23 protein-coding genes and 1 pseudogene are annotated in these 25,296 nt (G+C 70.9%); 12 read left to right on the top strand and 12 right to left on the bottom strand.

Features of this window, described 5'->3' with window-relative positions; translation table 11 throughout:
• Positions 1-19: 19 nt before the first annotated feature.
• The 4 genes from HNR51_RS12925 to argF all read left to right on the top strand — a co-directional run bounded on the left by HNR51_RS12925 (position 20) and on the right by argF (position 3,841).
• The gene (locus HNR51_RS12925; protein WP_012456254.1) at positions 20-238 is read left to right on the top strand and encodes a hypothetical protein; all 219 of its coding nucleotides are present in this window, start codon (positions 20-22) and stop codon (positions 236-238) included.
• Between the two features lie 337 nt (positions 239-575).
• Entirely contained in the window at positions 576-1,478 is a 903-nt protein-coding gene (locus HNR51_RS12920) for a helix-turn-helix transcriptional regulator (protein WP_041372150.1), read from the top strand.
• 193 nt (positions 1,479-1,671) lie between these two features.
• On the top strand, positions 1,672-2,862 hold the full coding sequence (locus tag HNR51_RS12915) for an aspartate aminotransferase family protein (protein WP_182555186.1): 1,191 nt from the start codon (positions 1,672-1,674) through the stop codon (positions 2,860-2,862).
• A gap of 28 nt (positions 2,863-2,890) precedes the next feature.
• Positions 2,891-3,841 (top strand): ornithine carbamoyltransferase, encoded by a 951-nt coding sequence (gene argF / locus HNR51_RS12910; RefSeq protein ID WP_012456257.1) that lies wholly within the window; start codon positions 2,891-2,893, stop codon positions 3,839-3,841.
• A gap of 67 nt (positions 3,842-3,908) precedes the next feature.
• Here the strand turns inward: argF and HNR51_RS12905 are convergent, their stop codons facing one another.
• Together HNR51_RS12905 and HNR51_RS12900 are read right to left on the bottom strand one after the other, a co-directional pair.
• Positions 3,909-4,379, bottom strand: a complete 471-nt coding sequence (locus tag HNR51_RS12905) for an SRPBCC family protein (RefSeq protein WP_012456258.1) — start codon at positions 4,377-4,379, stop codon at positions 3,909-3,911.
• A 20-nt stretch (positions 4,380-4,399) separates the two neighbouring features.
• A complete protein-coding gene (locus tag HNR51_RS12900) occupies positions 4,400-4,828 on the bottom strand; it encodes a VOC family protein (protein WP_182555185.1) in 429 nt (142 codons plus the stop codon).
• Between the two features lie 268 nt (positions 4,829-5,096).
• Between HNR51_RS12900 and HNR51_RS12895 the strand changes: the two genes are divergently transcribed.
• The 4 genes from HNR51_RS12895 (at position 5,097) to HNR51_RS12880 (ending at position 10,768) form a co-directional block, all read left to right on the top strand.
• Positions 5,097-5,903: an SDR family NAD(P)-dependent oxidoreductase gene (locus HNR51_RS12895; protein ID WP_012456260.1), complete on the top strand. Its 807-nt coding sequence runs from the start codon at positions 5,097-5,099 to the stop codon at positions 5,901-5,903.
• Positions 5,904-5,906: 3 nt separating this feature from the next.
• On the top strand, positions 5,907-7,277 hold the full coding sequence (locus HNR51_RS12890; protein ID WP_182555184.1) for a dihydrolipoyl dehydrogenase: 1,371 nt from the start codon (positions 5,907-5,909) through the stop codon (positions 7,275-7,277).
• Positions 7,278-7,512: 235 nt separating this feature from the next.
• Entirely contained in the window at positions 7,513-10,137 is a 2,625-nt protein-coding gene (locus HNR51_RS12885) for a histidine kinase dimerization/phosphoacceptor domain -containing protein (RefSeq protein WP_012456262.1), read from the top strand.
• 67 nt (positions 10,138-10,204) lie between these two features.
• Positions 10,205-10,768 (top strand): biliverdin-producing heme oxygenase, encoded by a 564-nt coding sequence (locus HNR51_RS12880; protein ID WP_182555183.1) that lies wholly within the window; start codon positions 10,205-10,207, stop codon positions 10,766-10,768.
• Positions 10,769-10,828: 60 nt separating this feature from the next.
• Here HNR51_RS12880 and HNR51_RS12875 read toward each other — a convergent pair whose 3' ends face one another.
• Together HNR51_RS12875 and HNR51_RS12870 are read right to left on the bottom strand one after the other, a co-directional pair.
• Positions 10,829-12,031: a lysylphosphatidylglycerol synthase domain-containing protein gene (locus HNR51_RS12875; protein ID WP_182555182.1), complete on the bottom strand. Its 1,203-nt coding sequence runs from the start codon at positions 12,029-12,031 to the stop codon at positions 10,829-10,831.
• On the bottom strand, positions 12,024-12,482 hold the full coding sequence (locus tag HNR51_RS12870; protein ID WP_182555181.1) for a hypothetical protein: 459 nt from the start codon (positions 12,480-12,482) through the stop codon (positions 12,024-12,026). Before HNR51_RS12870 ends, HNR51_RS12875 begins: the two co-directional genes overlap by 8 nt.
• A gap of 256 nt (positions 12,483-12,738) precedes the next feature.
• On the opposite strand from HNR51_RS12870, the gene HNR51_RS12865 reads away from it, so the two are divergent.
• The 3 genes and pseudogenes from HNR51_RS12865 to HNR51_RS12855 all read left to right on the top strand — a co-directional run bounded on the left by HNR51_RS12865 (position 12,739) and on the right by HNR51_RS12855 (position 15,811).
• The gene (locus HNR51_RS12865; protein WP_012456266.1) at positions 12,739-14,085 is read left to right on the top strand and encodes a KpsE/RkpR family capsule polysaccharide export protein; all 1,347 of its coding nucleotides are present in this window, start codon (positions 12,739-12,741) and stop codon (positions 14,083-14,085) included.
• A 216-nt stretch (positions 14,086-14,301) separates the two neighbouring features.
• A complete protein-coding gene (locus tag HNR51_RS12860; protein ID WP_141953491.1) occupies positions 14,302-14,586 on the top strand; it encodes a hypothetical protein in 285 nt (94 codons plus the stop codon).
• Between the two features lie 245 nt (positions 14,587-14,831).
• A pseudogene (locus HNR51_RS12855) lies at positions 14,832-15,811 on the top strand (phosphatase PAP2 family protein).
• Positions 15,812-15,837: 26 nt separating this feature from the next.
• On the opposite strand, the gene flbD reads toward HNR51_RS12855, so the two are convergent.
• The 8 genes from flbD to HNR51_RS12815 all read right to left on the bottom strand — a co-directional run bounded on the left by flbD (position 15,838) and on the right by HNR51_RS12815 (position 23,759).
• Entirely contained in the window at positions 15,838-17,208 is a 1,371-nt protein-coding gene (gene flbD / locus HNR51_RS12850; RefSeq protein ID WP_141953493.1) for a sigma-54-dependent transcriptional regulator FlbD, read from the bottom strand.
• Positions 17,209-17,327: 119 nt separating this feature from the next.
• Entirely contained in the window at positions 17,328-17,675 is a 348-nt protein-coding gene (gene fliN / locus HNR51_RS12845; protein ID WP_012456270.1) for a flagellar motor switch protein FliN, read from the bottom strand.
• Positions 17,676-17,680: 5 nt separating this feature from the next.
• Complete coding sequence (locus HNR51_RS12840) at positions 17,681-18,307, bottom strand: FliH/SctL family protein (RefSeq protein ID WP_012456271.1); 627 nt, start codon at positions 18,305-18,307, stop codon at positions 17,681-17,683.
• Complete coding sequence (gene fliG / locus HNR51_RS12835) at positions 18,304-19,359, bottom strand: flagellar motor switch protein FliG (protein ID WP_012456272.1); 1,056 nt, start codon at positions 19,357-19,359, stop codon at positions 18,304-18,306. The genes HNR51_RS12840 and fliG overlap by 4 nt, the downstream gene beginning before the upstream one ends.
• 43 nt (positions 19,360-19,402) lie before the next feature.
• Positions 19,403-21,019, bottom strand: a complete 1,617-nt coding sequence (gene fliF / locus HNR51_RS12830) for a flagellar basal-body MS-ring/collar protein FliF (RefSeq protein ID WP_012456273.1) — start codon at positions 21,017-21,019, stop codon at positions 19,403-19,405.
• A 232-nt stretch (positions 21,020-21,251) separates the two neighbouring features.
• Positions 21,252-21,527 (bottom strand): CtrA inhibitor SciP, encoded by a 276-nt coding sequence (sciP, locus tag HNR51_RS12825; RefSeq protein WP_009865968.1) that lies wholly within the window; start codon positions 21,525-21,527, stop codon positions 21,252-21,254.
• Positions 21,528-21,668: 141 nt separating this feature from the next.
• A complete protein-coding gene (locus tag HNR51_RS12820) occupies positions 21,669-22,340 on the bottom strand; it encodes a flagellar hook assembly protein FlgD (protein WP_182555180.1) in 672 nt (223 codons plus the stop codon).
• 9 nt (positions 22,341-22,349) lie between these two features.
• Complete coding sequence (locus HNR51_RS12815; RefSeq protein WP_182555179.1) at positions 22,350-23,759, bottom strand: flagellar hook-length control protein FliK; 1,410 nt, start codon at positions 23,757-23,759, stop codon at positions 22,350-22,352.
• Between the two features lie 334 nt (positions 23,760-24,093).
• On the opposite strand from HNR51_RS12815, the gene mnmA reads away from it, so the two are divergent.
• Positions 24,094-25,251, top strand: coding sequence for a tRNA 2-thiouridine(34) synthase MnmA (gene mnmA / locus HNR51_RS12810; protein WP_141955015.1), 1,158 nt, complete (start codon positions 24,094-24,096; stop codon positions 25,249-25,251).
• Positions 25,252-25,296 lie beyond the last annotated feature (45 nt).

The raw sequence follows: 25,296 nt of genomic DNA, 5'->3' as shown, positions 1-25,296 counted from the left end.
TCGGACAAAGGAAAAAATCATGCAGCAGAACATCGACACCGTGCGGGAACTCAACGCTGCGGAGCTGGATCAGGTCGGAGGCGGCCTGTCCCTCGGGGTCGGCCTCAATCTCGACCTCAGCCAGGAGCTCGGGGCTGTGTCCGGTACGATTGATCAGGTCGGTGGTCTCGTCGGCGGCACGCTCGACACCGTGCTCGGCGCGGTAGGCGGCCTGCTCGGCGGCGTGCTCGGCAAGTAACCCGATAAGTAATCCGATCAGTCGATCGGCAAGCGAGTCACTCGGCAAGCAAGCTGAGTCAGGCTTCCAAGCCGATCCAGGCTTCGGCCATGGAACCTCCCCGTGAGGCTCCCGCTCCCGCGGAGGCGCCCGACCCCGGCGCCTCCGCGGGGTTTGCCGATGCCGGAGCGGCCGGGGCCCGCCGTCCCGTGGGAACGCGCGCGATCCTCGGCCGTTCACCTGCGTCGGTCCACGTATGTGGCCAGCCGGCTTCCCCTCGCGACCGGCCGGCGGCACAGCCAGGACCGCTGCGACGCGCCGCCTCGACGCGGCACCGACCGGGAGACCGATGCTGCCGATGAGCGTTCCGTTCGCGAATGCCTCCGTGCAGGGTGAGCTCAGCGCCCCGCCCGACGCGATCTTCGGACAGATCCCCGCCAGCGGCCTCGACGGCATCGCCTTCCTCGATTTCGCCTATGAGGCGGCGGGCCGCAGCACGCACCGCGTCGACGGCCTCGTCATCGGCACGTGGCACGGCGAGCGGCGCGGCCATGCCCGGACCCGGCTCACCTTCTGGGGCGCCGACCTGACGGATGAGCGGGACGACGAGGGCGCCGCCGACGCGTTCGTGCTGCGCGGCCCCGGCTTTGCCGGCACCACCCTCTGGAGCGGGCCGTGCCGCGGACGCTACCTCGCCTTCATGCCCGCGGCGGTGGAGCGGATGATCGAGGCGCCGCTCTCGCGCGTGTCCATCGCTTCCGCCACCTACGACCTCGCCGAGCGCATGACCGTGTTCCACCTGCTCGCCGCCCTGGGGCAGGAGGCGGGCAGCCGGAACGGCGGGGCCGACGCGCTCCTCATCGACAGCGTGGCGCTCGCGGCGCTGCGGGCCTCCGGTGCGCTGGCGCCGCCTGCCCCGCGCCGGAGCGCGGCGCTCAGTTCCCGGCAGGCGCGGCGGGTGCGCGATCTCGTCGCCGAACGGATCGGTACGCCGCTGTCCTTACGGGAGATGGCCGAGGCGGCGGGCTTGAGCGAGGGTTACTTCGTGCGTGCCTTCAAGGGCACCTTCGGCGTGACTCCCTATCAATACGTGCTGCGCGAGCGCGTGACCCTGGCGCAGTCGCTGATCCGCTCCGGCACGGTCTCCCTGCGCGAGGCGGCCGAGCGCGCCGGCTTTCCCGATGCCCGGCGGATGGGCCGCACCTTCCGCAAGATGATCGGCCGCTCGCCGACCGAGGCGGCCCGGCTCCAGCGCGCCTGACCGCGCAGGTGGGGTGCCGCACGGCACCACCTTCGGTCGAATCGGGCTCGGCGAAGCCGCCCCCGCGATTGACAGACACGGTCGCTTCCATAGTAATCGCGCGCGTGCCGCCCGTCCCCCGAGGCGGCACTTTCTTTTGGCGACTTCGGGAGCCATCGCGTTCCCTGGATCAAGCCCGAGGAGACGGACCCGCGTGACCTCCGCCCTGCTGCCGACCTATGCCCGTGCCCCGATCGCTTTCGAGCGAGGCGAGGGCGCATGGCTGGTCGCCGAGGACGGCGACCGCTATCTCGATTTCGGCGCCGGCATCGCCGTGAACGCGCTCGGCCACGCGCATCCGCATCTGGTCGAGGCCCTGACGGCGCAGGCGCAGAAGCTCTGGCACACCTCGAACCTGTTCCAGATCCCGGAAGGCGAGCGGCTGGGCCGGCGGCTCGTGGAGGCGACCTTCGCCGACGTCGCCTTCTTCGCCAATTCCGGCGCCGAGGCCAACGAGGCCGCCATCAAGATGGCGCGCAAGTACCATGCGGTCGGCGGCTGCCCTGAGCGCTACCGCATCATCACGTTCGAGGGCGCCTTCCACGGCCGCACGCTCGCGACGATCGCGGCGGGCGGCCAGCAGAAGTACATCGAGGGCTTCGGCCCGAAGGTCGAGGGATTCGATCAGGTGCCGGTCGGCGACTTCGCCGCGCTGGAGGCGATGATCGGCACGGAGACCGCCGCCCTGATGATCGAGCCGATCCAGGGCGAGGGCGGCCTGCGGGTGATTCCCGGCGAGACGCTGCGGCGCCTGCGCGCGCTCTGCGATGCGCAGGGCCTGCTCCTGATCATGGACGAGGTGCAGACCGGCGTCGGGCGGACCGGCAAGTTCTTCGCGCATGAATGGTCGGGCGTGACGCCGGACATCATGAGCGCGGCCAAGGGCATCGGTGGCGGCTTCCCGCTCGGCGTCTGCCTCGCCACCGCCGAGGCCGCCCGCGGCATGACGGCCGGCACCCACGGCACCACCTTCGGCGGCAACCCGCTCGCCATGGCGGTGGGCAACGCCGTGCTCGACGTGGTGCTGGGCGACGGCTTCCTGGCGCATGTCGAGCGCATGGGCCTGCTGCTGACGCAGAAGCTCGCCGGGCTGATCGACCGCCATCCCCACGTCTTTGCCGAGTTGCGCGGGCAAGGGCTGATGCGCGGCCTGAAGCTCAATGTGCCGAACACCGAATTCACCGCCGCCGCGCGTGCGCGCCACCTTCTGGTGATCCCGGCCGGCGACAACGTGATCCGCCTGCTGCCGCCGCTGATCGTCGGCGCGGCGGAGGTGGAGGAGGCCGTGGTCCGGCTGGAGGCCGCGGCGACCGATCTGGAGGCGCAGATGCGCGGGGCCGCCTGAGGGCGGAACCGCGAGCGAAGAATTTGAGATGACCACGACCCTGAACGGCAGCGGCCCGCATGTCCGCCACTTCCTCGACCTGAAGGATTTTTCCGCGCAGACCCTGCGCGGCGTCCTCGACGCCTCCGCCGCGATGAAGCGCGCGCGGGTGAAGGGCCAGCCCGCGGCGGAGCGACCGCTCACCGGCAAGATGCTGGCGATGGTGTTCGACCGGCCCTCGACCCGCACCCGCGTCTCCTTCGACGTGGCGATGCGCGAACTCGGCGGCGACACCCTGATGCTGACGGGCAAGGAAATGCAGCTCGGCCGCGGCGAGACGGTGTCCGACACCGCCCGCGTGCTCTCGCGCTTCGTCGATGCGATCGTGATCCGCACCCTCGACCACGGCCTGGTGATGGAACTCGCCGAGCACGCCGAGGTGCCGGTCATCAACGCGCTGACCAAGGCCTCGCATCCGTGCCAGATCATGGCCGACGTGCTGACCTTCGAGGAGCATCGCGGGCCGATCAAGGGCCGCACCATCGCGTGGTCGGGCGACGCCAACAACGTGCTGGCGAGCTGGGTCCACGCCGCCGCGCGCTTCGACTTCACCCTCAACGTCGCCGCCCCCAACGAGCTGGCGATGCCGCCGGCCCTGACCGCCTGGGCCGAGCGCGAGGGCGCCCGCGTCCACGCCACCACCGACGCCTACGCGGCGGTCGAGGGAGCGGACGCGGTGGTGACCGATTGCTGGGTCTCCATGGGCGACGACGACGAGCATTTCCGCCACAACCTGCTCTCGCCCTACCGGGTGGATGCGGCGCTGATGAAGGCCGCGGCCAAGGACGCGATCTTCATGCACTGCCTGCCGGCCCATCGCGGCGAGGAGGTCACCGCCGAGGTGATCGACGGTCCGCAATCGGTGGTGTTCGACGAGGCCGAGAACCGTCTGCACGCGCAGAAGGGGATCCTGGCCTGGTGCCTCGGCGAGGCGGCCTGAGAGGAGGCAGGGCTTCCCTCTCTCCTCCGCGGGAGAGGGGCCCCCGAAGGAGGGCTGTCGTCAGCCCTCAGCCCAGCCCCTGCACCACCTCGGTAAGCTGATCCGCGCAGATCCCCCACCCCTGCTCGAACCCCATCGCCGCGTGCCGTTCGCGGTCCTCGAGCGTCCAGTGTCGGGCGCGTGCGGTGTAGCGGGTGCCGCCGGCCTCGTCCGTGAAGGTGAGGATCACCGTCAGGAAGGGCTTCTCGGAAGGCATCCAGGCCGAGGTATAGGCATCGGTGACGACGAGGCGCGCGTCGGGCACCACCTCGAGATAGACGCCCCGGTTGGGCAGGTCCTGTCCCTCGGGGCTCCTCATCACGATCAGGTTCGACCCGCCCGGCCGCACGTCGAGTTCGGCGACCGGCGTGGTGTAGGGCTTCGGGGCGAACCAGCGCTTCACCAGCTCCGGCTCTGTCCAGGCCCGCCACAGCGCCCGGCGGGGTGCCGGGATCAGGCGGGTGAGCACGAGGTCGCGCGGATCGTCGGTCTCGCTCATGGTGGGTCTCCGGCTCGCGGTCAGGCGGGGCGCTTGGGCTGGTTCATCGCCCAGATCACGCCGAACGGGTCGCGCAGCTGCCCGTAGAGGTCGCCCCAGAACATCTCCTGATAGGGCGTCACCACCTCGGCCCCCGCCGCCACCGCCCGGTTCCACCACGCGGCGATGTCCGCCACCGGCAGGAGCAGGCTGAAGGATTGCGGCGCCTGGAGCGGGTGGCCGTATTCGGGAAAGGCGTCGCAGAGCATCACCGACGTGCCGTTCACGTGAAGGTGGACATGCATGGTCCGCCCCTTCTCGTCCGGCGGGACGGAGGCGACGACCTCGGCCCCGAAGGCCTCCCGGTAGAACTCCGCCGCCCGCAGGGCGCCGTCGAGGGTGAGGTAGGCGACCACGCCGCCCTTGGGCGGCACGGCCGTGGCCGGCGGCGTCGCATCGCTCTCGCTCATCGTCGCTCTCCTTGTTCGCTTCGCGGATTCGAGAAGGCGGAGGGTGCCGTGCGTCGGCGGCCCGCGCAAAGATTTTCGTCTCCGGGCGATCGTGCGGTCACGGGCGGCGCCCGCCTCGCCGTCCCGGCCCGTCACGGTCGGATCGCCGCAGCCTCCGGCCCCGCTGGAACGATCCTCCACGCCCCCCGTTGGCCCGCGGTTTTTATCAAATGGTCGCTGCCGAAGCCGAAGGGCCGAACCGGACGCCGCCAACGAAGAGGATCGGTTCATGGATCTCGGCATCAGCGGCCGCGTCGCGGTGATCACCGGTGGCGATTCCGGCATGGGCTTTGCCAGCGCGGAGTACCTCCTGCGCGAGGGCGTCAAGGTCGTCCTCTCCGATCTGAAGGAGAAGGAACTGGAAGAGGCGGCCGGGCGGCTCGCGGCCCTCGGTCCCGTGAAGGCGTGCCAGGCGGACCTCGCCACCGAGGCGGGCGCGCGCAAGCTGCGCGACTTCGCCGACCAAGCCTTCGGCGAGACCCCCACCATCCTCGTCAACGCCGCCGGCGTCACCGGCGCCACCGGCGACTTCCTCGAGATCGACGACGAGGGCTGGATGTCGACGATCCAGGCCGACCTGATGGCGGCGGTGCGGGTGGCGCGCGCCTTCATCCCCGGCATGCGGTCGCAGAAATGGGGGCGGATCGTGCTCTTCACCTCCGAGGACGCGGTGCAGCCCTATGTCGAGGAACTGCCCTACTGCGCCGCCAAGGCCGGCCTGATGAACCTGGCCAAGGGCCTGTCCAAGGCCTACGGCCCGGACGGGGTGCTGGTGAATTCGGTGGCGCCCGCCTTCGTGGCGACGCCCATGACCGATGCGATGATGGAGAAGCGCGCCGCCGAACTCGGTGTCTCCTTCGACGAGGCGGTCGAGAGCTTCCTCGAAGAGAAGCGTCCCGGCATCGTTGCCAAGCGCCGCGGCCGGGTCGAGGAGGTCGCCGCCGCGGTCGCCTTCCTCTGCTCCGAGCAGGCGAGCTTCATCACCGGCGAGAACCTGCGCGTGGACGGCGGCGCCGTCCTCACCATGGCGGCGTGAGCGATGCGGGAATTGTCCTGCGACGTCGCGGTGATCGGGGCCGGCACCGCCGGCATCGCCGCCCACCGCGCCGCCCTCGATGCCGGGGTGAAGGCCGTGCTGATCGAGCAAGGCCCCGGCGGTACCACCTGCGCCCGGGTCGGCTGCATGCCCTCGAAGCTGCTGATCACCGCGGCCGAGGCCGCGCATGCGGCCCGCGCGGCCGACCGGCTCGGCATCCGGATCGGCGACGTGCGCGTCGACGGCCCGGCGGTGCTGGTGCGGATGCGGGCGCTGCGCGACCGCTTCGTCGCCTCCGTCTTCGAGGGGCTCGACGGGCTGCCGGAGGACACGCGCCTGCACGGCCGGGCCGTGTTCGAGGGGCCGGACGCCTTGCGCATCGACGATCACACCCGCCTGCGCTTCAAGGCGGCGGTGCTGGCGACCGGCTCCAGCCCGAGCGTCCCGGAGCCGCTGAAGGGCCTCGGGTCCAGAATCCTCACCACCGATACGGTGTTCGAGATCGCGGATCTGCCCGCCTCGCTCGCCGTGCTCGGCGCCGGCCCGGTCGGGCTCGAACTCGCGCAGGCCATGGCCCGGCTCGGCGTGGCGACCAGCGTGTTCGATCCCGGCGACAGCCTCGGGGGCTTAGGCGACCCCGACCTGAAGCGGGCCGCCCGCGAAATCTTTTCGGAGGCCTTCGACCTGCATCTCGGCGCGAAGGTGGAGAGCGGCGCAATCGAGGGGGAGGGCGCGCGCCTCGGCTGGAAAGGAGATGAGGGTGAGGGCGAAAAGACCTTCGAGCGGGTGCTCGCCGCCGCCGGCCGTCCGCCCAACGTCGCCGGGATCGGCCTGGAGCAGACCGGTATGACCCTCAACGACAAGGGCGGCCCGGTCCACGATCCCCGTTCCCTGCTCTGCGAGGGGGCGCCGATCCTGATCGCGGGCGATGCCAACGCGGACCGCCCGGTGCTGCACGAGGCGAGCCGCCAGGGCCGCATCGCCGGGCGCAACGCCGCGCGGCTCGCCCGCGGGGAGGGCGCCGCGCGGCCGGAGCGCTGGGTGGCGCTGGCCATGGTGTTCAGCGATCCGCAGATCGCCGTGATCGGCGGCGGCTTCGACCGCCAAGCGGGCCATCGCGTCGGCCGCGCCGACTTCTGCGACCAGGGCCGCGCCCGCGTGATGGACCGGGCGCAGGGCGGCATCCGCCTCTACGCCGAGGCCGACGGGCGCCTCGCCGCCGCCGAGCTGATCGGCCCGGAGGTGGAGCATCTCGGCCATCTCCTCGCCTACGCGGTGCAGGACGGGCTCGATGTGCGGCGCCTGCGCGACCGGCCCTTCTACCATCCGACCCTGGAGGAGGGGCTCGACAGCGCCCTCTCGGATCTCGCGTAGTCGATCAGGTTTTGCCTCCCGACCTCAAGGCTGCGCTGAGGCTGCCTTCGTCCCACGCTCCGCGCGCCGCCTGGATCTGCGCCGGGGCTACGCACTGTGTCGCGGCTCTGTATGATTTCAGACAAAACCGGGACGTGTCAGACACTTGGTGAGACTTTTCGTGAGGCGCAAACGCGCCGCAGGGAGCGTCCCGGCATTGCGTAACCGGACCGCGGCAGGCATACCGACTGCCATAATGGTCGATCCATCGCAGATGCACGCCGAGGGGCCGAACGGGGGTCCGGTCGACCTTCCGGTCGATCTCGATGCGCTGTCCCCCGAGCAGCGGGATGAATTCGGCGCGGGCATTCTCGCTCTCGACCCGGTCGGGAGGGTGCTCACCTGCAATCGCGCGGCCGGGGCACTGTGCGGCCTCTCGCCTGACGCGATGATCGGGCGCAACTTCTTCCGTGATCTCGTGCCGAGCGCCCACGTGCCCGGCTTCTACGGTCGCTTTCTCGGCAGTCAGCGCCGGGCCCTGACCGATCAGGCCTTCGAATTCGTGTTCGGCCGCGTTCCGGCCCCGCTGCGGGCGCGCATCGGCCTGCGCGCCGGAGCGAACGGCTGCACCTGGCTGACGATCAGCCCGCTGGAGCAGATCGCCGCCGGCCCCTCGCGCGAGGCGGTCCTCGCCGCGATTTCCCAGCGCAGCCGGGCCGAGCCGGTCGATCCGAGCCTGTGCGAGCGCGAGCCGATCCACATCCCCGGCTCGATCCAGCCGAACGCGGTGATGCTCGCCGCCGACGCCGCGACCCTCGAGATCCTGGCCTTCAGCGCCAATGCCGCCGACGTGCTGGCGCCCGAGCTGTTTCCGCCGAGCGGCCTGAGCCTGGAGGCGGTGCTGCCGGGCGAGATCGTCTCCGCGATCCGCGACGGGCTGGCGGCCCATACCCTGACCGACGGGCGGCTCCTGCGCCGCACCCTCGCCCTTCCGCCGCGGGAGGAGCGCTTCCACCTCGTGGCGCACGCCCATCTCGGCCGGGTGATCGTCGAGTTGGAGCTGGCGCCGGAGCGGCCCGAGGACTTCCTCACCGCGAGCCCGCTCGACGCCGAGCTTGCCATGATGCGGCTGCGCGCCGCCGAGACCCTGACCGAGGCGGCGCAGATCGCCGCCCTCGAGATCCGCGCCATGACCGGATTCGAATCGGTGCTGGTCTACCGTTTCGACCTGGATTGGAACGGCGAGGCCATCGCCGAGGACATGGTGCCGGACTGGCAGCGCCCGCTGATCGGCCTGCGCTTCCCCGCCTCCGATATCCCGGCCCAGGCCCGCGCCCTCTACACCAAGGCCAAGAGCCGCTTCGTGATCGACCGCGACTGCGTGCCGGTGCCGCTGGTCGCCGACCGCTCCGCCGGCAATGCGCCGATCGACCTCACCTTCGCGCAGAACCGCTCGCTCTCGCCGATCCACCTCGAATACCAGCGCAACCTCGGCGTCGACGGCTCGATGTCGATCTCGATCATGGTCGAGAACCGGCTCTGGGGCCTGATGATCGGCCATCACCGCCGGCCGCACTACGTCGCGCCGGAGACCCGGGCCGCGGCGACCGTCCTCACCGACGCCTTCGCCATGCGGGTGCAGGAGATCGAGGGCAAGGCGCTGTGGAGCGAGCGCCAGCGCCATCTCGACGTGCAGGGCCGGATGGTGCGCGGGCTCACCCGCTCCGACGACTTCGTCGCCTCCCTGACGCAGGGCAACCCGACCCTGCTCGACCTGTTCGGGGCCACCGGCGCCGGCATCGTCTCGGACGAGGCCGTCTGCCTCGTCGGCGCGACGCCGGACGAGGCGGCGGTGCGCGCGCTCGCCGACTGGCTGCGGGAGACGCTCCCTCCCGGCGAGACCACCTTCGTCACCGACACCCTGGTGCTGCACCACGCGCCGGCCTCCGCCTATACCGAGATCGCGAGCGGGCTTCTGGCGGCCTTCGTCGGCACCTCGCGCCAGCACCTCCTGTTCTGGCTCAAGCCGGAGGTGCCGAGTACCGTGACCTGGGGCGGCGATCCCCGCAAACCCGTCCTGCCCGGCAGCGGCCCGGTGGCGGTGCTGCCGCGGCGCTCGTTCGAGCGCTGGATCGAGGAGCGGCGCGGCCACTCCACCCCCTGGGCGACGTGGAAGGTGGCGCTCGCCGCCCAGCTCGCCGACGCCGTGGACGGCGTGGTGCTGCGCCAGCGCCGCAAGATCGACGAGCTGACGGGGCTCTTGGCCGACAAGGAGCGCCTGCTGGAGCAGAAGGACCTGCTCACCCGCGAGATCGACCACCGGGTGAAGAACTCGCTGCAGATCGTGACGGCCTTCCTGCACATGCAGCGCCGCCAGATCGCCGATCCGGAGGCGCGGCAGGCCTTCTCCGAGACCTCGGCCCGGGTGATGAGCGTCGCCCGCGTCCATGACAGCCTGTACCAGGGCGAGAGCATGGAGCAGGTCGATCTCGGCCAGACCATCCAGACCCTGTGCAACGATCTCGCCGGCATGACCGGCGACGAGCACAGCGTCGAATTGACCGCCGAGCCCGGCCTGATGGTGCCCTACCGGCACGCGGTGGCGCTCTCGCTGATCACCACCGAACTCGTGACCAACGCGTTCAAATATGCCGGGCGGCCCGACAAGGGCGCGCGGATCAGCGTCACCGTCGCGGGCGAGGCGGGCGCCGTCCGCCTCCGGGTCTGCGACGACGGCGAGGGCATGCCGCCGGGCTGGGAGAACGCCAAGGCGCAGGGCACCGGGCTCGGCATGAAGCTGATCCGGGCGATGCTCGATCAGATCGGAGCCCGCCTCGATGTCGAGAACGCCGACGGCGCCTGCTTCACGGTTCACGCCTGACCCTGCCAAGCCTGAACCCTGCCCACCCTGACTTGCCCAGCCCGACTTGCCCAGCCCGAGCCCTTCCTTGAGTGACAGCCTGCATGCCCGCCTGCGGGAGGCCACGGGAACGGCGCATGCGGCGCTGGAGCGCGACCTCGATTGGGAGGCCCGTGTGGCGACGCTTGCCGGCTACCGGGACCTCCTGAGCCGCCTGCGCGGTTTCCATGCCGCCTACGAGCCGGCGATCGGCGCGGCGATCGCGGATGCGCCCTTCTTCGAACCGCGCCGGCGGCTGGCGGCCCTCGACGCGGACCTGCGCGCCCTCGCACCCGGCGGCGCGGCGCCCGACGCCCTGCCGGCCCCCGCCGCGCCCCGGCTCGAAGGCCCCGGCGCGGCCTTGGGCGCGCTCTACGTTCTGGAGGGCTCGACGCTCGGCGGCGCCGTCATCGGCCGCCACGTCGCCCAGCTGCACGGGGCGGGCGTGCCCCTGGCCTATTACGCCGGCCGCGGCCGGGCGACCGGGCCGCTCTGGCGGGCGTTCCGCGAGCGCCTGGACGGCCTGCCGGAGGCGCAGGCCGCCGCCGCCTTCGCCGCCGGCATCGCCGCCTTCGAGGCGATGCGGGCGTGGCTCGTGGCAGGGATGGGTTGAGCTGCCCTCCGGGGCTCTGCCCTGGACCCGCGAAAGGACACGTCCCTTCGAAACCTGGACTCAGCGCGGTGGCAGCACCTGCGCCCGCTTCGCTTCCAGGGTCTGCCAGACGATCAGCGAGGGGAGGCCCAAAGCCACGTCGGGCACGCGCTTGGCGAGCGACAGGGCGATGGCGGTGCCGGCGTCGAGTCCGAACAGGGCGCCCACCACGACGAAGCCGCCCTCCTGCACGCCGAGCCCGCTCGGGACGGCGAAGGCCGCCGACTTGATCGCCTGCGAGAGCGATTCCAGCACCAGAACCTCGGTCAGGCTCACCTCGACCCCGATGCAGGCGAGCACGATCCAGATCTCGGCCGCGCCGAGCCCCCAGGCCAGGGCGTGCAGGGCGACCGATTGGGCGATGCGGCCCCGGCGGCCCCGCGCCCAGACCATGTCGAGGGCCTCCTGCACCGAGAGGAGGCCCGCCGCGCCCGCCTCCGCGTCCGTGCCGCCGGGGGCCGCCGAGCGCAGGAAGCGGCGCCCGAGGCCGGCGAGGCGCCGCTCCAGCCCCCGCGCCGCGCCGAGCGTCTGCAGCGCGAAGAAGGCGGCGACCGCCACCACCGACACCGCGGCGGCCTCGGTCGTCCAGCGGGCGAGCGAGGCGGCGGCCTCCCCCGGCAGCCGCCAGAGCAGGCCGGCGCCGAGCCCGGTGAAGGCCACCTGCGTCGCGACCTGGATCAGCATGTCGGCCAGGAGCGAGGCCGCCGCGAGGCTGCCCGCGACGCCCCAGAAGGTCAGCAGGCGCCCGCCCACCACCTCGCCGCCCACCGAGGCGACCGGCAGGAGCACGTTCACGCCCTCCCGGACGAAGCGCAGGATCACGAAGGCGCCGGTTTCGATCGAAGGCTCGGCTGAGGATGCGAGAGGGGACTCGATGGGGGGCTCGACCGGCGCGCCCGACGCCGTCCGCGGGCGGCCGGAGGGCGGGATGCCCGCCAGCACGCGCGCCCAGGCGAGCCCGCACAGCAGCACGATGACGGCCCGCACCCCGACGATGGCGGCCAGCCCGCCCGCGCCGATCCGCCCGAAGGCCGCCCCGATCGCCGCGAGGTCGTTCGTGGCGACGAGCCAGCCCCCCAGCCCCAGCCCGGCCACGGTGCCGATGAGCGGCAGCCGACGCAGCAGCCCCCGCAGGAGGCGCTGAGACAGGCTTTGGGGCAGCGGCTGTTCCGCGGGGCGCTCGTCGCACCGGTCCGAGCGGCGGGCGATGGGCGCCTCAGCCATGTCCGGCTCCGACGGCCGGAGTCTCCGGGTCCAAAGGGGCCAGGACGAGCGCCTCGGGACCGAAGGCGTCCAGCGCCGGGTCGACGAGGAGGACGCGCCGCCGGGCCAGGGAATCCGGCGTGGCCAGCGTCAGCATCCGCTTGGGACAGGGGCCGAGACAGCCCGTCTCCAGCACCCGGACCTTGAAACCTTTGCCGGTATCCTTTCCTGCGCCCTTCTCGCGCGGCACCTGCTTGAACGCCCGCTTGATCGCGCGGCCGATCTGCTTGCGGTCGACGCCCTGGCGCTTGGCGCATTTGCGGCAGACCAGCACGAGGTCCGAGAACCCGGCCTTGGCTGTCCTGACCTTGTCTGTCCTGCCGTTGGCCGTCTCGAGCTGACCGGTTCCGACCTTGCCGGTTCCGATCGCATCCGCGCGGGCCGCCCCGCCGGAATCCTGCCACCGTGCCACGTGTCCTCCCGCCGGCCCCGCGCGATTCGGGCCGCTCCCTGTTTCGGGGGCGGTATCGCAAGCCCCCCGCCCGGGGCGCAATCCCGGCGGATCGCCGCGCCTTAAAAAGGGCCGAAAAGAACGTGACCTGAACCGACAGACAGGATGCCGCCCCGAGCTTGCCGACGAGCCTGGCCCGAGCGTATCGCGAGGGGACTGGCGCGCGGTCTCCCGCACGGGCGCGCTCCGGAAGCGGATCCGTGAGGACCCCCATTCGATGAGTTCCGACGACGAGGTCAAGCAGGCGACCAGGGTCCGGCCGAGCCCGAGCGTCCAGTCGCTCATGGATCTCGCCCGGCGCTCCGTGCCGGATCTGCGGCGCAACGCCGAAACGATCGAGCCGGTCACCCCGGGCGAGGGCCGGCGCCGCGGCGGGGCGCTGGTCGCGCGGGCGCGCCGCACCCTCGAATGGACGCGGCTGCCCGGGCTGCGCCCGCGGGAGGCGCGTCCGCCGGAGCGGATGGCCAAGCGGCTGTTCCGCAGCTACGCCCTGTTCGCCCTGGCGCCGACCGCGGTGATCGGCCTCTACGTCTTCGTGATCGCCAGCCCGCAATACATCGTCGAATCGCAGTTCGCCGTGCGCGGCAACGTCGAGCCGATGGCCAGCGCCGAACTCGGCCTGCACACCGACCTGATCCAGAAGCACAACAGCCAGGACAGCTTCATCCTGCGCGACTACATCGGCAGCCGGCCGATGGTGGAGGGCATCGATTCCAAGCTCGGGCTCGGCAAGATGTTCTCGGAAGGCGGGATCGACTTCTGGGCCCGCTACGACGACCGTCAGCCGGTGGAGAAGCTGGTGCGCTACTGGCGCCAGCACGTGATCGCGCAGATCGATGCGATCTCCGGCGTGATCCACCTCAAGGTGCGCGCCTTCAAGCCCGAAGATGCGGTCGCGATCTCGCAGGAGGTGATCGCCCGGTCCGAGACCCTGATCAACGGCATCTCGCGCCGGGCCCAGGCCGACATGATCGCCAACGCCACGAAGGAGGTGGAGCAGTCGGCCGCGCGGCTCACGCAGGCGCGGCTCGCGCTTCAGGAGTTCCGCAACCGCTGGGGCATCATCGATCCGGTCAAGTCGGCCGAGGCCGCCGTGACCACGATCGAACTCCTGCGCAAGGACAAGATCAAGGCGGAGAACGACCTGCGCGTCCTGCGCGACTCCAAGCTCGACGAGAAGAGCCGCGGCATCCAGGTGCTCGTGGCCACCGTCGGCGCCCTCGACGGGCAGATCAAGGACTTGCAGAGCCGCCTCACCACCGACGGCATCGTCTCGAATTCCGAGCACAACCTCACCCAGGCCCTGCTCGAATACGAGAGCCTGATGGTCGAGCAGACGGTGGCGGAGAAGCTCAATGCCTCGCTGCAACTGATCCTCGACCGTGCCCGGATCGCGGCGGCCAAGCAGCAGATCTACCTCGCGACCTTCGTGCCGCCCCTGCTGCCGACCTACTCGGAATACCCGGCGCCCTTCTACGCCGTGTTCGCCGCCCTGTTCTGCTTCACCGTCCTGTGGAGTTCGGTCTCGCTCGTGACCGCAGCGATCAACGACAACCGGCTCTAGAGCCGTGTCCGACCTGGTTGCATCAGGTCGGCGTCTCTAGGTTTTTGTTTTGACGCGCATTCTTTCGACGAACCGGTTTCCACTTCGTCGGAATGCGCTCTAGGTCCTCGGTTCCGACGCGCGTTCCGACGAACCGGCTTCCCCTTCGCCGGGATGCGCTCTAAGCGGCGGCGGGCGAACGGCTCACCCCGGAACGGCTCTCATCGAACGACTGTCATGGCGGATTTCACCGACCTCATCGCCCGCGCCGTCAGCCCGTCCATGAGCCGGGAGGAGCGCGAGCAGGTCTACACGGTCGTCCGGCAGGCGGTGCAGCGGCTGCAGGACCGCGAGAACCTGGCCGGGGACGATCCCCGCATCCTGCTCCAGCGCCACCTGATCGAGGAGACGATCCGCGACGTCGAGTTCGACATCGTCCGCTTCCTCACCCTGCGCAAGATCGAGCAGGCGCGGGCGGCGCAGAACGCCGAGTACGAGGCGCAGTTCGCCAAGAAGCGGTGAGGGGGCGCTGGACTGCGTGGCAGGCCCCATTGCCCGAGCTTTGCTCGATGACCGCGTTGCGACCTGTCATCGAGCGGGTGCCCACGTACCAGCCCACGATGTTCGCGCCCGCCGGACCCGTCGAACGGATGCCGCGACCGGCAGTCCGACGGCTCCTGTTTAAAAATGTTGTGACGCAAAAGTTGATTTCATCTGATTGAAACACGCACTGCGCGAGAGTCCGGCATCTTGCGAGTGAGCGTGCCATGCTTTTCCGGCGCACCTTTCCAGCCAGGATGGTGGAGGCTGTAGGCCTATCGCCTCCGACCTGCGTCCTGCTGCTCCTGTCGGTTGCAGCTGCCTTTTGCATTCAAAGTCTGACGGGGGTTTGGGTCCGCATTCCTATGTCCCAATGGCTCGTCCCGATCTCGATGATGGCCGGCGCTGTCTATTTCGGTACTCGCACAATCCCATGGCCCCGCTTCAGTGCTGCTCTTGCTCTTGCTTCTGTAATGATCATACAGCTTCCTGCGACCTGTGCTCTTGGCTACGGAGTTCAATCGTTTGGGCTGCCTCTGCGCGATGACCTTTTTGTCAGTATTGATCGCGCATTTGGTTTTGATTGGATGAATTTTCAATCGGCTATGGTTGATCGGAGCGGTCTGATCGAGGTCTTGGGTTGGGCCTACGATGCATTCTTCCCGCAACTGGGTTTCGCGCCCGTCATCCTTGTGGCCCTCGGCGAGGTGCGCCGGTCCGACCGATTCGTATCGTCCTTTATCCTGTGCGTGATGATCATGGTGGCAGTCAGCGCCTTGCTGCCGGCAGAGGGCGCTGCAAGTCTCGTCGGTCCGGACAAGGTGCATCTGCTGTTCCAGGGCGCGACACCGCTCACGGAGCTGCGCGCTCTGCGTGACGGCACACTGCGCGTAGTCTGGCTGGACGAGGTCGGGCCCGTGATCTCCTTTCCTCACTCCACTGCGCGGTCGCCTACCTCGTTACGGCTGCGTTCTGGCCACTCAAGCGTTTGCGCTGGGCCGTGGTCCTGCTGAATACCGTGATGGCGGCTTCGGCCGTGACACACGGTGCTCACTATGCCTGCGATTGCGTTGCCGGCCTGCTGGTCGCCGCCGCCGCGTTCCATGCCGCCGGGCGGCTGGGAGCCTGGAGTGAGAGAATTTCTGCGCGGATGCGCAGCGCGGCTGTGCTGCCCTCCGCTCTCGCCCCAACGGCGCTGATGTCATAGGACCGGCGTATCGGGCCGACCCTACCCTACCCGTAGGCCGCGACCGCCCGCACGCCGCCGGGCTCGGCCACCTGCACGCCGGCCTCGACATACTCGTTGAGCTTGTTGCGCAGCGTCCGGATCGAGATGCCGAGGATGCGAGCGGCGTGCGTCCGGTTGCCGAGGCAATGGTCGAGGGTGTCGAGGATCAGGTCGCGCTCGACATCCGCCACGGTGCGCCCGACGAGGCCGCGGGTCGCCGCCTCCGCCGCGCTCGCCGCGCGCTCGACCGGGCCGGAGGCGGGGGGCGCGGCGAGCGCCTCGCCCTCGGGGCTCAGGATCGCCTCGGGGCCGATCTCGGGCCCTTGCGCCAGCAGCACGGCGCGGTGGATCGTGTTCTCCAACTCGCGCACGTTGCCGCGCCAGGGGTTGCGCGCGACCAGCGCCTGCGCCTCGCGGGCCAGCGGACGCAGCGGCAGCCCGTTCAGCTCGGCGTATTTGCGGGAGAAATGGGCGGCGAGTTCGAGGATATCGGCCAGCCGCTCCCGCAGCGGGGGCAGGCGCAGATGCACCACGTTCAGCCGGTAGAACAGATCCTCGCGAAACGTGCCCTTCTTCACCTCCTCGGCGAGATTGCGGTTGGAGGTGGCGAGCACGCGGATATCGACCTTCACGGGGGCGGCGCCGCCGACCCGGTCGATCACCCGCTCCTGCAGGGCGCGCAGCAGCTTGGATTGCAGCCGCACGTCCATCTCGGAAATTTCGTCGAGGAGCAGCGTGCCGCCGTTGGCCTCCTCGAAGCGGCCGATGCGCCGGGCGATGGCGCCGGTGAAGGCGCCCTTCTCGTGGCCGAACAGTTCGGATTCGAGCAGCGCCTCGGGGATCGCCGCGCAATTGACCGAGACGAAGGGGCGGCCCGCCCGGTTCGACTTGGCGTGGACGTGGCGGGCGAGCACCTCCTTGCCGGTGCCGCTCTCGCCGGTGATGAGCACCGAGGCCTCCGAGCGGGCGACCTGCTCGGCGAGCCGGACCACCCGCTCCATGGAGGGGTCGCGCCAGACGAAGCTGCGGGTATCGGCCGCCACCGCCTCGAGGACGGCGGCAATCATCTCCGGATCGGGGGGGAGGGGGATGTACTCCTTGGCCCCTGCCTGGATCGCCGCCACCGCGGCGCGGGCATCCGAGGCGATGCCGCAGGCCACCACCGGCGTGCGGATGCGCTCGTCGGACAGGGCCTGGACCAGCCGGCGGATATCGAGTCCGACATCGACCATGACGAGGTCGCCGCCCTTGGCGCGCAGGGCCGCGAGGCCCTGGTCGATCCCGTCCGCATGGGTGACCGAGGCACCCCGGTTCAGGGCGATCTTCGAGGCGGTGACGAGTTCGCCCGAGAGCCGTCCGACGATGAGCAGCCGCATGGCGTGGTGTCTCCGAAAATTCTTCCGGTTCGGACGGCTGCCCCCCGCGAAGGCGGGGCGGCGGCCGTCCGCCGGACGTACCGATCCGGGCCGCAGGCCGGGATCGGCACACCAAAGGATCAGTGATCGTTCTTGATGATCTCGGTCATGGTGACGCCGAGGCGCTCATCGACCAGCACGACCTCGCCGCGGGCGACGAGGCGGTTGTTGACGAAGATGTCGATGGCCTCGCCGACCTTGCGGTCGAGTTCGAGCACGGCGCCGGGGCCGAGGCGCAGGAGGTCTCCGATCGGCATGCGCGAGGAGCCCAGCACCGCCGAGACCACCACCGGCACGTCGAAGACCTGTTCGAGGTCGGCCGCGTTCTTCGGGCTCGTCGGCGCGTCGCGGACGGAACCGGGGCCGCCCTCGTCGTAGGGCAGGTCACCCTCGTTGAGCTGGGGCAGGCTGAAATCGTCGCTCGACATCGGGCTCAGGCCTCGGCGTTTGCGAAATTGGGGGAGAGGGCGGCGTCCAAAGCCGCCTCGATGCGGGCGCGCTCGCGCACGACGCCGCCGTCGGCCCATTCGAGCCGGGCGTCGCCCGGCGCCATGTCGGGCTCGCCCAGCACCACGAGGCGGCCCTCGAAGCCGTGCTCGCGCGACAGGCGCCGCATCAGCGTCTCGGCCTCATCGACCAGCCCCTCGTTCACCCGCAGGACGAGGTGGGGCACGCCGCGCAGGTGGCGAAGCGCCGAGCGGGCCGCCTCCTCCACCGCCGCCAGGGGGCGCGCGTCGAGGGCCTCGCCCGCGATCCGGCGGGCCAGCGCCCCCGCGAAGGCGAGCGCCTGCGCCTCGCGCTCGCCGTCGCGGAGGTCGGACTGGTTGAGGAGGCCGGCGGCGGCGAGGCCGACCCGGGTCAGGGCGTCGGCGAGACGGGCCTGTTCCTGGAGCGCGGCCTCCGAGCGGCCGTCCTGGAGGCCGCGGGCATAGGCCGCCGCCTCCAGGGCCGCGCGCTCGGCCTCGGCCCGGGCCAGGGCCTCCGCGTCGGCGGGGGAGGGGCCGCGCGGGCGGCCGAAATCGGTGTCGAACAGGAAGGGACGGGAGGCGCGCGCGCTCAATAGACCAGCTCCTCCTCGCCGCCGTTCTTGGCGATCATGATCTCGCCCTTCTCGGCCAGCTCCTTGGCAAGTTCCGTCATCTTGGCCTGCGCCTCATCCACCTCCTTGAGGCGGATCGGTCCCATCGAGCCCATCTCGTCGGTGAGGTTCTTGGCCGCGCGGGTCGACATCTGCCGCATGAAGAAGGCGCGCACCCGCTCGTCGGCGCCCTTCAGCGCCCGGCACAGGGTGTCGTTGTCGACCTTGCGCATCAGGGTCTGGACCGAGCCCGGATCGAGCTTCAGCAGATCCTCGAAGGTGAACATGAGCTGGCGGATCTTCTTGGCCGAGCCGCGGTTGGCCTGGTCGATCGCCGCGAGGAAGCGGGTCTCGGTCTGCCGGTCGAAGGCGTTGAACACCTCGGCCATGAGTTCGTGCGCGTCGCGCCGCGTGGTCTGGGCGATGGTCGAGACGAACTCCGTGCGCAGAGTCTCCTCGATGTGGCGCAGGGCCTCCTTCTGCACCGTCTCCATGCGCAGCATCCGGTTGAGCACGTCGATGGCGAACTCCTCCGGCAGGATGGTGAGCACCTTGGCGGCGTAGTCGGCCCGCACCTTCGACAGCACCACCGCCACCGTCTGCGGGTACTCGTTGCGCAGGAAGTTCGCGAGGATCTCGGGGTCGATCTGGGTCAGGCTCGCCCAGACGCGCTTTCCGGAGGCCCCCTTGATCTCCGCCATGATCGAGGAGACCTGCTCAGGGGGGAAGATCTTGAGCAGGAGCGACTCGGTGCGCTCGAAGTTCGAGGTGATGCCCCCGCCGGACGACAGCCGCGAGACGAAATCGACGATCAGCTTCTCGACGGTGCCGGCTTCGAGCGAGCCGAGCTGCACCATGGCGTGGCTGACGAGCTTGATCTCGTCCTCGTCGAGGCGCTGCCAGATCGGCGCGCCCTCGTCCTCGCCGAGCAGCAGCAGCAGCGCGGCGGCGCGCTGCGGCCCCGGCATCTCGGCGAACGCCTTCGAGGCATCGACGCTCTCCATGGCGGCGGTGAAGTTTACGCCCGCGGACACGAACCTTCTCCTCTCTCCCGGCTATGGGGGGCCACGGCGTTCATCAGGAATCGTGGATCCAGTTGCGCAGCACCTCGACCGTCTCGGTCGGGCTCGCCCGCACCATGTCGACCACGCGCTCCACCGTCTCGGCCTGGATCTGGCCGTTGATCTTCGCCGATTCGAGGAACTTGTTGGTGCTGTTCTCGCGCACCGCGATCTCGGTCGGCCCCTCGCCGCCCGCCCCGGCCAGCGCCAGCGCCGGGCCGGCGAGCGCCGCCACCGGCGCGTCCGATTCGAGCACGCGGCGCAGGAGCGGACGCACCACCGCCATCAGCACGATCAGGGTGAGCAGGCTCAGCACCGCGAGCTCCACGAGGCGCATCACGTCCTCCTTGCTCGGGCTCAGGAACGACTGGATCAGGCCGGGCTCGGCGAATTCGGCGGCGGCGGGCGTCTCGGCGAAGCGCAGGTTGACCACCTCGACCTGATCGCCGCGGGCCTTGTCGTAGCCGACCGCGGTGCGCACCAGCGCGGCGATGCGCGCGATCTCGGCATCGGAGCGGGGCTGGTAGGCGGCCTTGCCGTCGGCGCCGGGGGCGTAGACGCCGTCGACCAGCACCGCCACCGAGAGGCGCTTGAGGCGCCCGCCCTCCAGGGTCTCGACCTTGGTGACGCGGGAGATCTCGTAATTCGTGACCTCCTCGTTCTTCTGCGAGGAATCCTTCTGCTGCGGCGGGGGCTGGTTCTGGTTGGCGCCGGGCAATTCGTTGCCGACGCTGACCTGCCCCTCCGCCCCGCCGGTCAGCGAATTCTCCGAGCGGGTCTGGGTGGAACGGACGACGCGGCTCTCGGGGTCGAAGCTCTCCGAGCGGCTCTCGACCCGGTTGAGGTCGAGTTCGGCGGTGACCTGCACCCGGGCACGGCCCTGGCCGACGATGCCGGCCACGATCTCCTCGATCTGCGCGCGCATCCGCCGCTCGATGCCGGCCTGCCGCTCCTCCAGGGCGCCCGCCCCTTCCGCCTCGGCGCCGCGGGCGCCGTCGGCGAGCAGCCGGCCGCGCTCGTCGACGATCGAGACCCGCTCGGGCTTCAGCCCCTCGACCGCGGAGGCGGCCAGATGCCGGATCGCCCGCACCTGGCTCGGGTCGAGATCGCCCATCAGCTTGACCACGATGGCCGCCGAGGGCGCCTCGCGGTCGCGCTCGAACAGGCGGCGTTCGGGGATGACGAGGTGGACGCGGGCCGCCTGGACCCGGCCGATGGCGCGGATCGAGCGGGCGAGCTCGCCCTCCATCGCCCGCAGGTGGTTCACGTTCTGGACGAAGCTCGTCGAGGAGAAGGCGTCGCCCTTGTCGAAGATCTCGTAGCCGATGCCGCCCTGAGCGGGCAGGCCCTTGCCGGCGAAGTCCATCCGCAGCTTGGCCAGATCGGCGCGGGGCGCCAGCACGGTCTGGCCCAGCTCGCCCTTGGTCTCGTAGGCGATGCCGCGCGCGTCGAGCTCGCGGATCACCGCGGAGGAATCCTGCATCGACAGGTCGGAGAACAGCACGCCCATGTCGGGCCGCGAGACCCGCAGGATCACGAAGGCGAAGAAGCCGACCAGCGTCAGCGTCACGGCCGCCATCGCGGCGATGCGCGCGGGCCCGAGCTTCGTCACCAGATCGAGGATGGGTTTCACGGCCGGGCACGCCTACGACAGCGGATGCGAGGAGACGCGTCCGCCCGGCAAGAATTGCCCGGTCCGTGGTTAGCGAGGCGTTAACGCCTGCGCCGTGCCGTTCACGAAGTCGCCGCCGCGATCCGCCGAACGGGTCCGGAAACGACGAGAGCCGCCCCGGTGCTCCGAAGGCGGCTCCTCCTGCGTTGCGTGAACAGGCATGCGCAACGTACGGATCGAACGGTTGAAACGATCAGTGACGGTAATGCTGGATCCGCGTGGTCCGCAGCCCGGCCAGCCCGTGCTGGTCGATGGAATACTGCCAGCTCAGGAATTCTTCCGTGGTCAGCGTGTAGCGCTGGCAGGCCTCCTCCAGGCTGAGCAGGCCGCCGCGCACGGCGGCCACGACCTCGGCCTTGCGGCGGATGACCCAGCGGCGGGTGGTGACGGGGGGGAGATCGGCGATCGTCAGGGGGCTGCCGTCGGGCCCAATCACATACTTCACGCGGGGCCGGGGTGTTTCGGTCATGATACGCTCTACACTCGACTGACCTGTCGAGAGGGAAGCTACTTGCGTCCGCTTAAAAGTTCTTGAAGTCGGCCGCTCGAATGCGATTCGTTCGTTGTTAACGGATGTGGACAATTGCGCTCCCATCAATGCTGCAGCGCATCAAGAGCTTGGCGCAGCGAGCGTTTTCACGCTGGAGGCGGGCACGCGGGCTGTGCCGATCGTCAGCACCGGTTCAGAGCCGCTGAGATCGACGCCGTCCACCTTGCCCGACACCTTGGTATCGACGGTGACCCGCGCGCCCGTCGTGTCGAGGGCGTCCACGGTGATCGTGTAGCGTCCGTCCTTGGCCGACAGGCCCGAGGTCGAGGTGCCGTCCCATTCGAAGGATTGCGCGCCCGCCTTGAGCGTCGTCGTCTTGGTGGCGACCACGGTCCCGTCGCTGCTCTTGATGGTGACGACGGCCTTGGCGGCGGCCCGCTCCGGGGTCAGCGTCCAGGTCGCCTTGCCGTCGGCGAGGTCGGTGCTGGCGCCGTCCGCCGTGATCGTCCGGCCGATCAGGCCGGAGGCGGAGGAGGCCGAGGCGGCCTTGGAGTTCGTCAGGATCGTGTCGAGCGAGGCGTTGGTCTTGAGCTGCTGCTCGACGCCGGCGAACTGCACGAGCTGCTGGGTGAACTGGTTGGTGTCGAGGGGATCGAGCGGGTTCTGGTTCTTGAGCTGCGTGGTGAGCAGCGTCAGGAACTGCGTGAAGTTGCCCGCGATCGACTTGGTGTCGGCGGTCGCGGCGGCACTGGTGCCGGTGATGCTGGTGCTGCTCGTGATCCCGGAGGCCATGGCGCTGCCTTAGATTCGGATGTCGAGGCCGCTGACGGCACGCAGGTGCCGCAGCGGAAGGCGGTCGAGGGGGGCGGCGATGTCGTCGCGCCCGCCCGGCCCGGTGTCGGAGCGGCCGCGGGAGGCGGATTCGCCGTCCCGGTTGCCCTGCTGTGATCCGGTCTCGCTGCGCAGGGACAGGTCGATGCCGCCGCCCGCCTCGGCGCCGACGTCGAAGCCCGCCTGCGCCAGGGCCTGCTGCAGGGCGCTCGCGTCGCGCTGGAGCAGGGCGAGCGTCTCGGGGCGGTCCACGACGAGATGCGCGCGGGCCTTGCCGCCCTCCTTGTCGAGGTCGAGCGAGACGTCGATGCGGCCGAGTTCGACCGGGTCGAGGCGGATCGCGAAGCGGTTCACGCCCGAGAGCGAGCGCAGCCCGATCGTCATCGGCACGGCGCCCAGGGGAATCGGCGGGGTCGCGGGCGGAGGCGCCGCGGCCGCTATGCCCGCGGCTTGGCTCGCGGCCTCGGCCGCATGAAGGCCTTGTGGGGCGCCGCTGCCGGGCGGGGGGAGGGCGGCCGCAGGGCCGGCGGGAGGCGGGGCGGCCGAGGCGGCGGCCTCCTGCATCCCGGCCAGCGCGGCCTCGAAGCCGGCCGCGCCCGCAGCGGCGGACACCGGGGCATCTCCCGTGGCGGCGGCGGTCGCGGCCGTGGATGCCGCATGTCCCAGTGCGGTGCTTCCCGCGGCCTCGACCGGTTCACCCTCGCCGGGTCCGCCCTGACCCGCGATCGCGGCACCCGCGGCCGTGGGAGCGGGCGTCGGGACGGGCGGCGAGAGGAGGGCGGAGGGATCGGCGACGGCGGTCGCGTCCGGGCTTCCGGAATCGGTCTCCTTCGTCTCCCGCGCGTCCTTCTCCGACGCCATCGCGGCGCCGGCCTCCTCGGCGGCTTCTTCTTCCGCAGCCGCCTTCTGCGCCGGCTCCGTGCCGTCGCCGGCCGGACGCTCCGGCCCCTCCGCCGCGGATTTCGCGGCGGCTCCCGACGTCCGGGCCGCGGCGGCCTCCGTGCCGGGGCGCACCGAGCCGGCCGGGAGCGGCTTGCTCCGGGCAGGGGCGGCCTGCGCGCGGCTCTCCTGCGATGTCGCCGATCGTGCATTCGCGGCGCGATCGGTCCGGGCTGCCCGGCTCTTGGCGTCTTCGGCCCGCGCGTCTTCGGCCCGTGCATCCTGGGCCCGTGCATCCTGGGCCCTGTCCGCCCTGCCGGCTTCGCTCCGCGCGGACGCCGTCTCGTCGCGGCGGGAGGCGGGCCGGGGCGGGGCCGCCGGCTTGCGCTCCGCGGCCTCCAGGCTGAAGCGCGCCGTGCCCCCGCTGCCCCGCGCCGCGGACGCGGCGGGCCGCAGGGTCTGCCTGAAAAACACCTCCGCCAGATCTGCGCGCGAAACCACGATGCCGTCCCTTCCTTCGGGGTCGAAGCCGTGAGGGGCCCAGCAATCCGCGCACCACTTGCGGGTATGGGCTAAACATCTGATATGGAACGGTAAAATTCGGCGGTGCGAAGTCTCCCTTCCGCTGGCCGGGTCGGATCTGCCGCCTTCCCGGCAGGATTTGCCGGCTCTCCGCTGTCCCGATTCCGGTTCGGAGCCGGCTCTCATCCGCGCCATCCCTGGAAAGTCGGGATCGGGATCGCTATAGACATCCGCACGATGCGCCCGGGCTCTGCAGGCCGGCGCGTGCCCGAAGGCTCCGCCCATGGCCGGCAACCGGCCCTCATCACCGGCCATGAACTCGCTGGATCTCCCGAAGCCCCCGCACGAGACGCGCGTCGTCGTCGCCATGTCGGGCGGCGTCGATTCGTCGGTGGTCGCCGGGCTGTTGAAGCGCGAGGGCTACGACGTCGTCGGCGTCACGCTCCAGCTCTACGACCACGGTGCGGCGACCCACCGCAAGGGTGCCTGCTGCGCCGGCCGCGACATCCACGACGCGCGGGCGGTGGCCGAGACGCTCGGCATCCCGCACTACGTCCTCGACTACGAGGACCGCTTCCGGGAATCGGTGATCGACCGCTTCGCCGAGAGCTATCTCTCCGGCGAGACGCCGATTCCGTGCGTCGAGTGCAACCGGTCGGTCAAGTTCCGCGACCTGCTCGGGATGGCCCGCGATCTCGGCGCCGAGGCGCTGGCGACGGGCCACTACGTGGCGAGCCGGGCGCGGCCGGAAGGCGGGCGCGCCCTCTACCGCGCCCTCGATCCGGCCCGCGACCAGAGCTACTTCCTCTACGCGACGACCCCTGAGCAGCTCGCCTTCCTGCGCTTCCCGCTCGGCGAGCGGCCCAAGGACGAGACCCGCGCGCTCGCCCGCGAACTCGGCCTCGCGGTGGCCGACAAGGCCGACAGCCAGGACATCTGCTTCGTGCCGCAGGGCGGCTATGCCGACGTGATCGCCAAGCTCAGGCCCGAGGCGGCCCGGCCCGGCGAGATCGTCGATCTCGACGGCCGCCGGCTCGGCGAGCATGAGGGCATCATCCACTACACGGTGGGCCAGCGCCGCGGCCTCAAGCTGTCGGTCGGCGAACCGCTCTACGTGGTGCGGCTGGAGCCCGAGACCGCCCGCGTCGTGGTCGGGCCGCGGGCGGCGCTCGCCACCCGCCGCATCCGTCTCACCGACCTCAACTGGCTCGGGAGCCGCGCACCGGACGGCCTCGCCGATCTGCCCGTGGCCGTGCGCGTGCGCTCGACCCGCGAGCCGCGGCCCGCGCGCCTGTCGTGGAACGCGGCCGAGGCCTGCCTCGAGGTCGAGCTGGTGGTCCCCGAGGACGGAGTCTCGCCGGGGCAGGCCTGCGTGATCTACGCCGATGACGGCCCGCGCGCGCAGGTGCTCGGCGGCGGCACCATCCGGCGCATCGGCGCGTTGCAGGCAGGCGCCGCCGAGGCCGCCTGATGGGGCTTCACGCCGCGCGGATTCAGGTTTTTCTCGATTCCACAA

This window comes from Methylorubrum thiocyanatum (assembly GCA_014138645.1).
Lineage (GTDB): Bacteria > Pseudomonadota > Alphaproteobacteria > Rhizobiales > Beijerinckiaceae > Methylobacterium > Methylobacterium thiocyanatum.
This window is presented reverse-complemented; position numbering and strand designations above follow the sequence as displayed.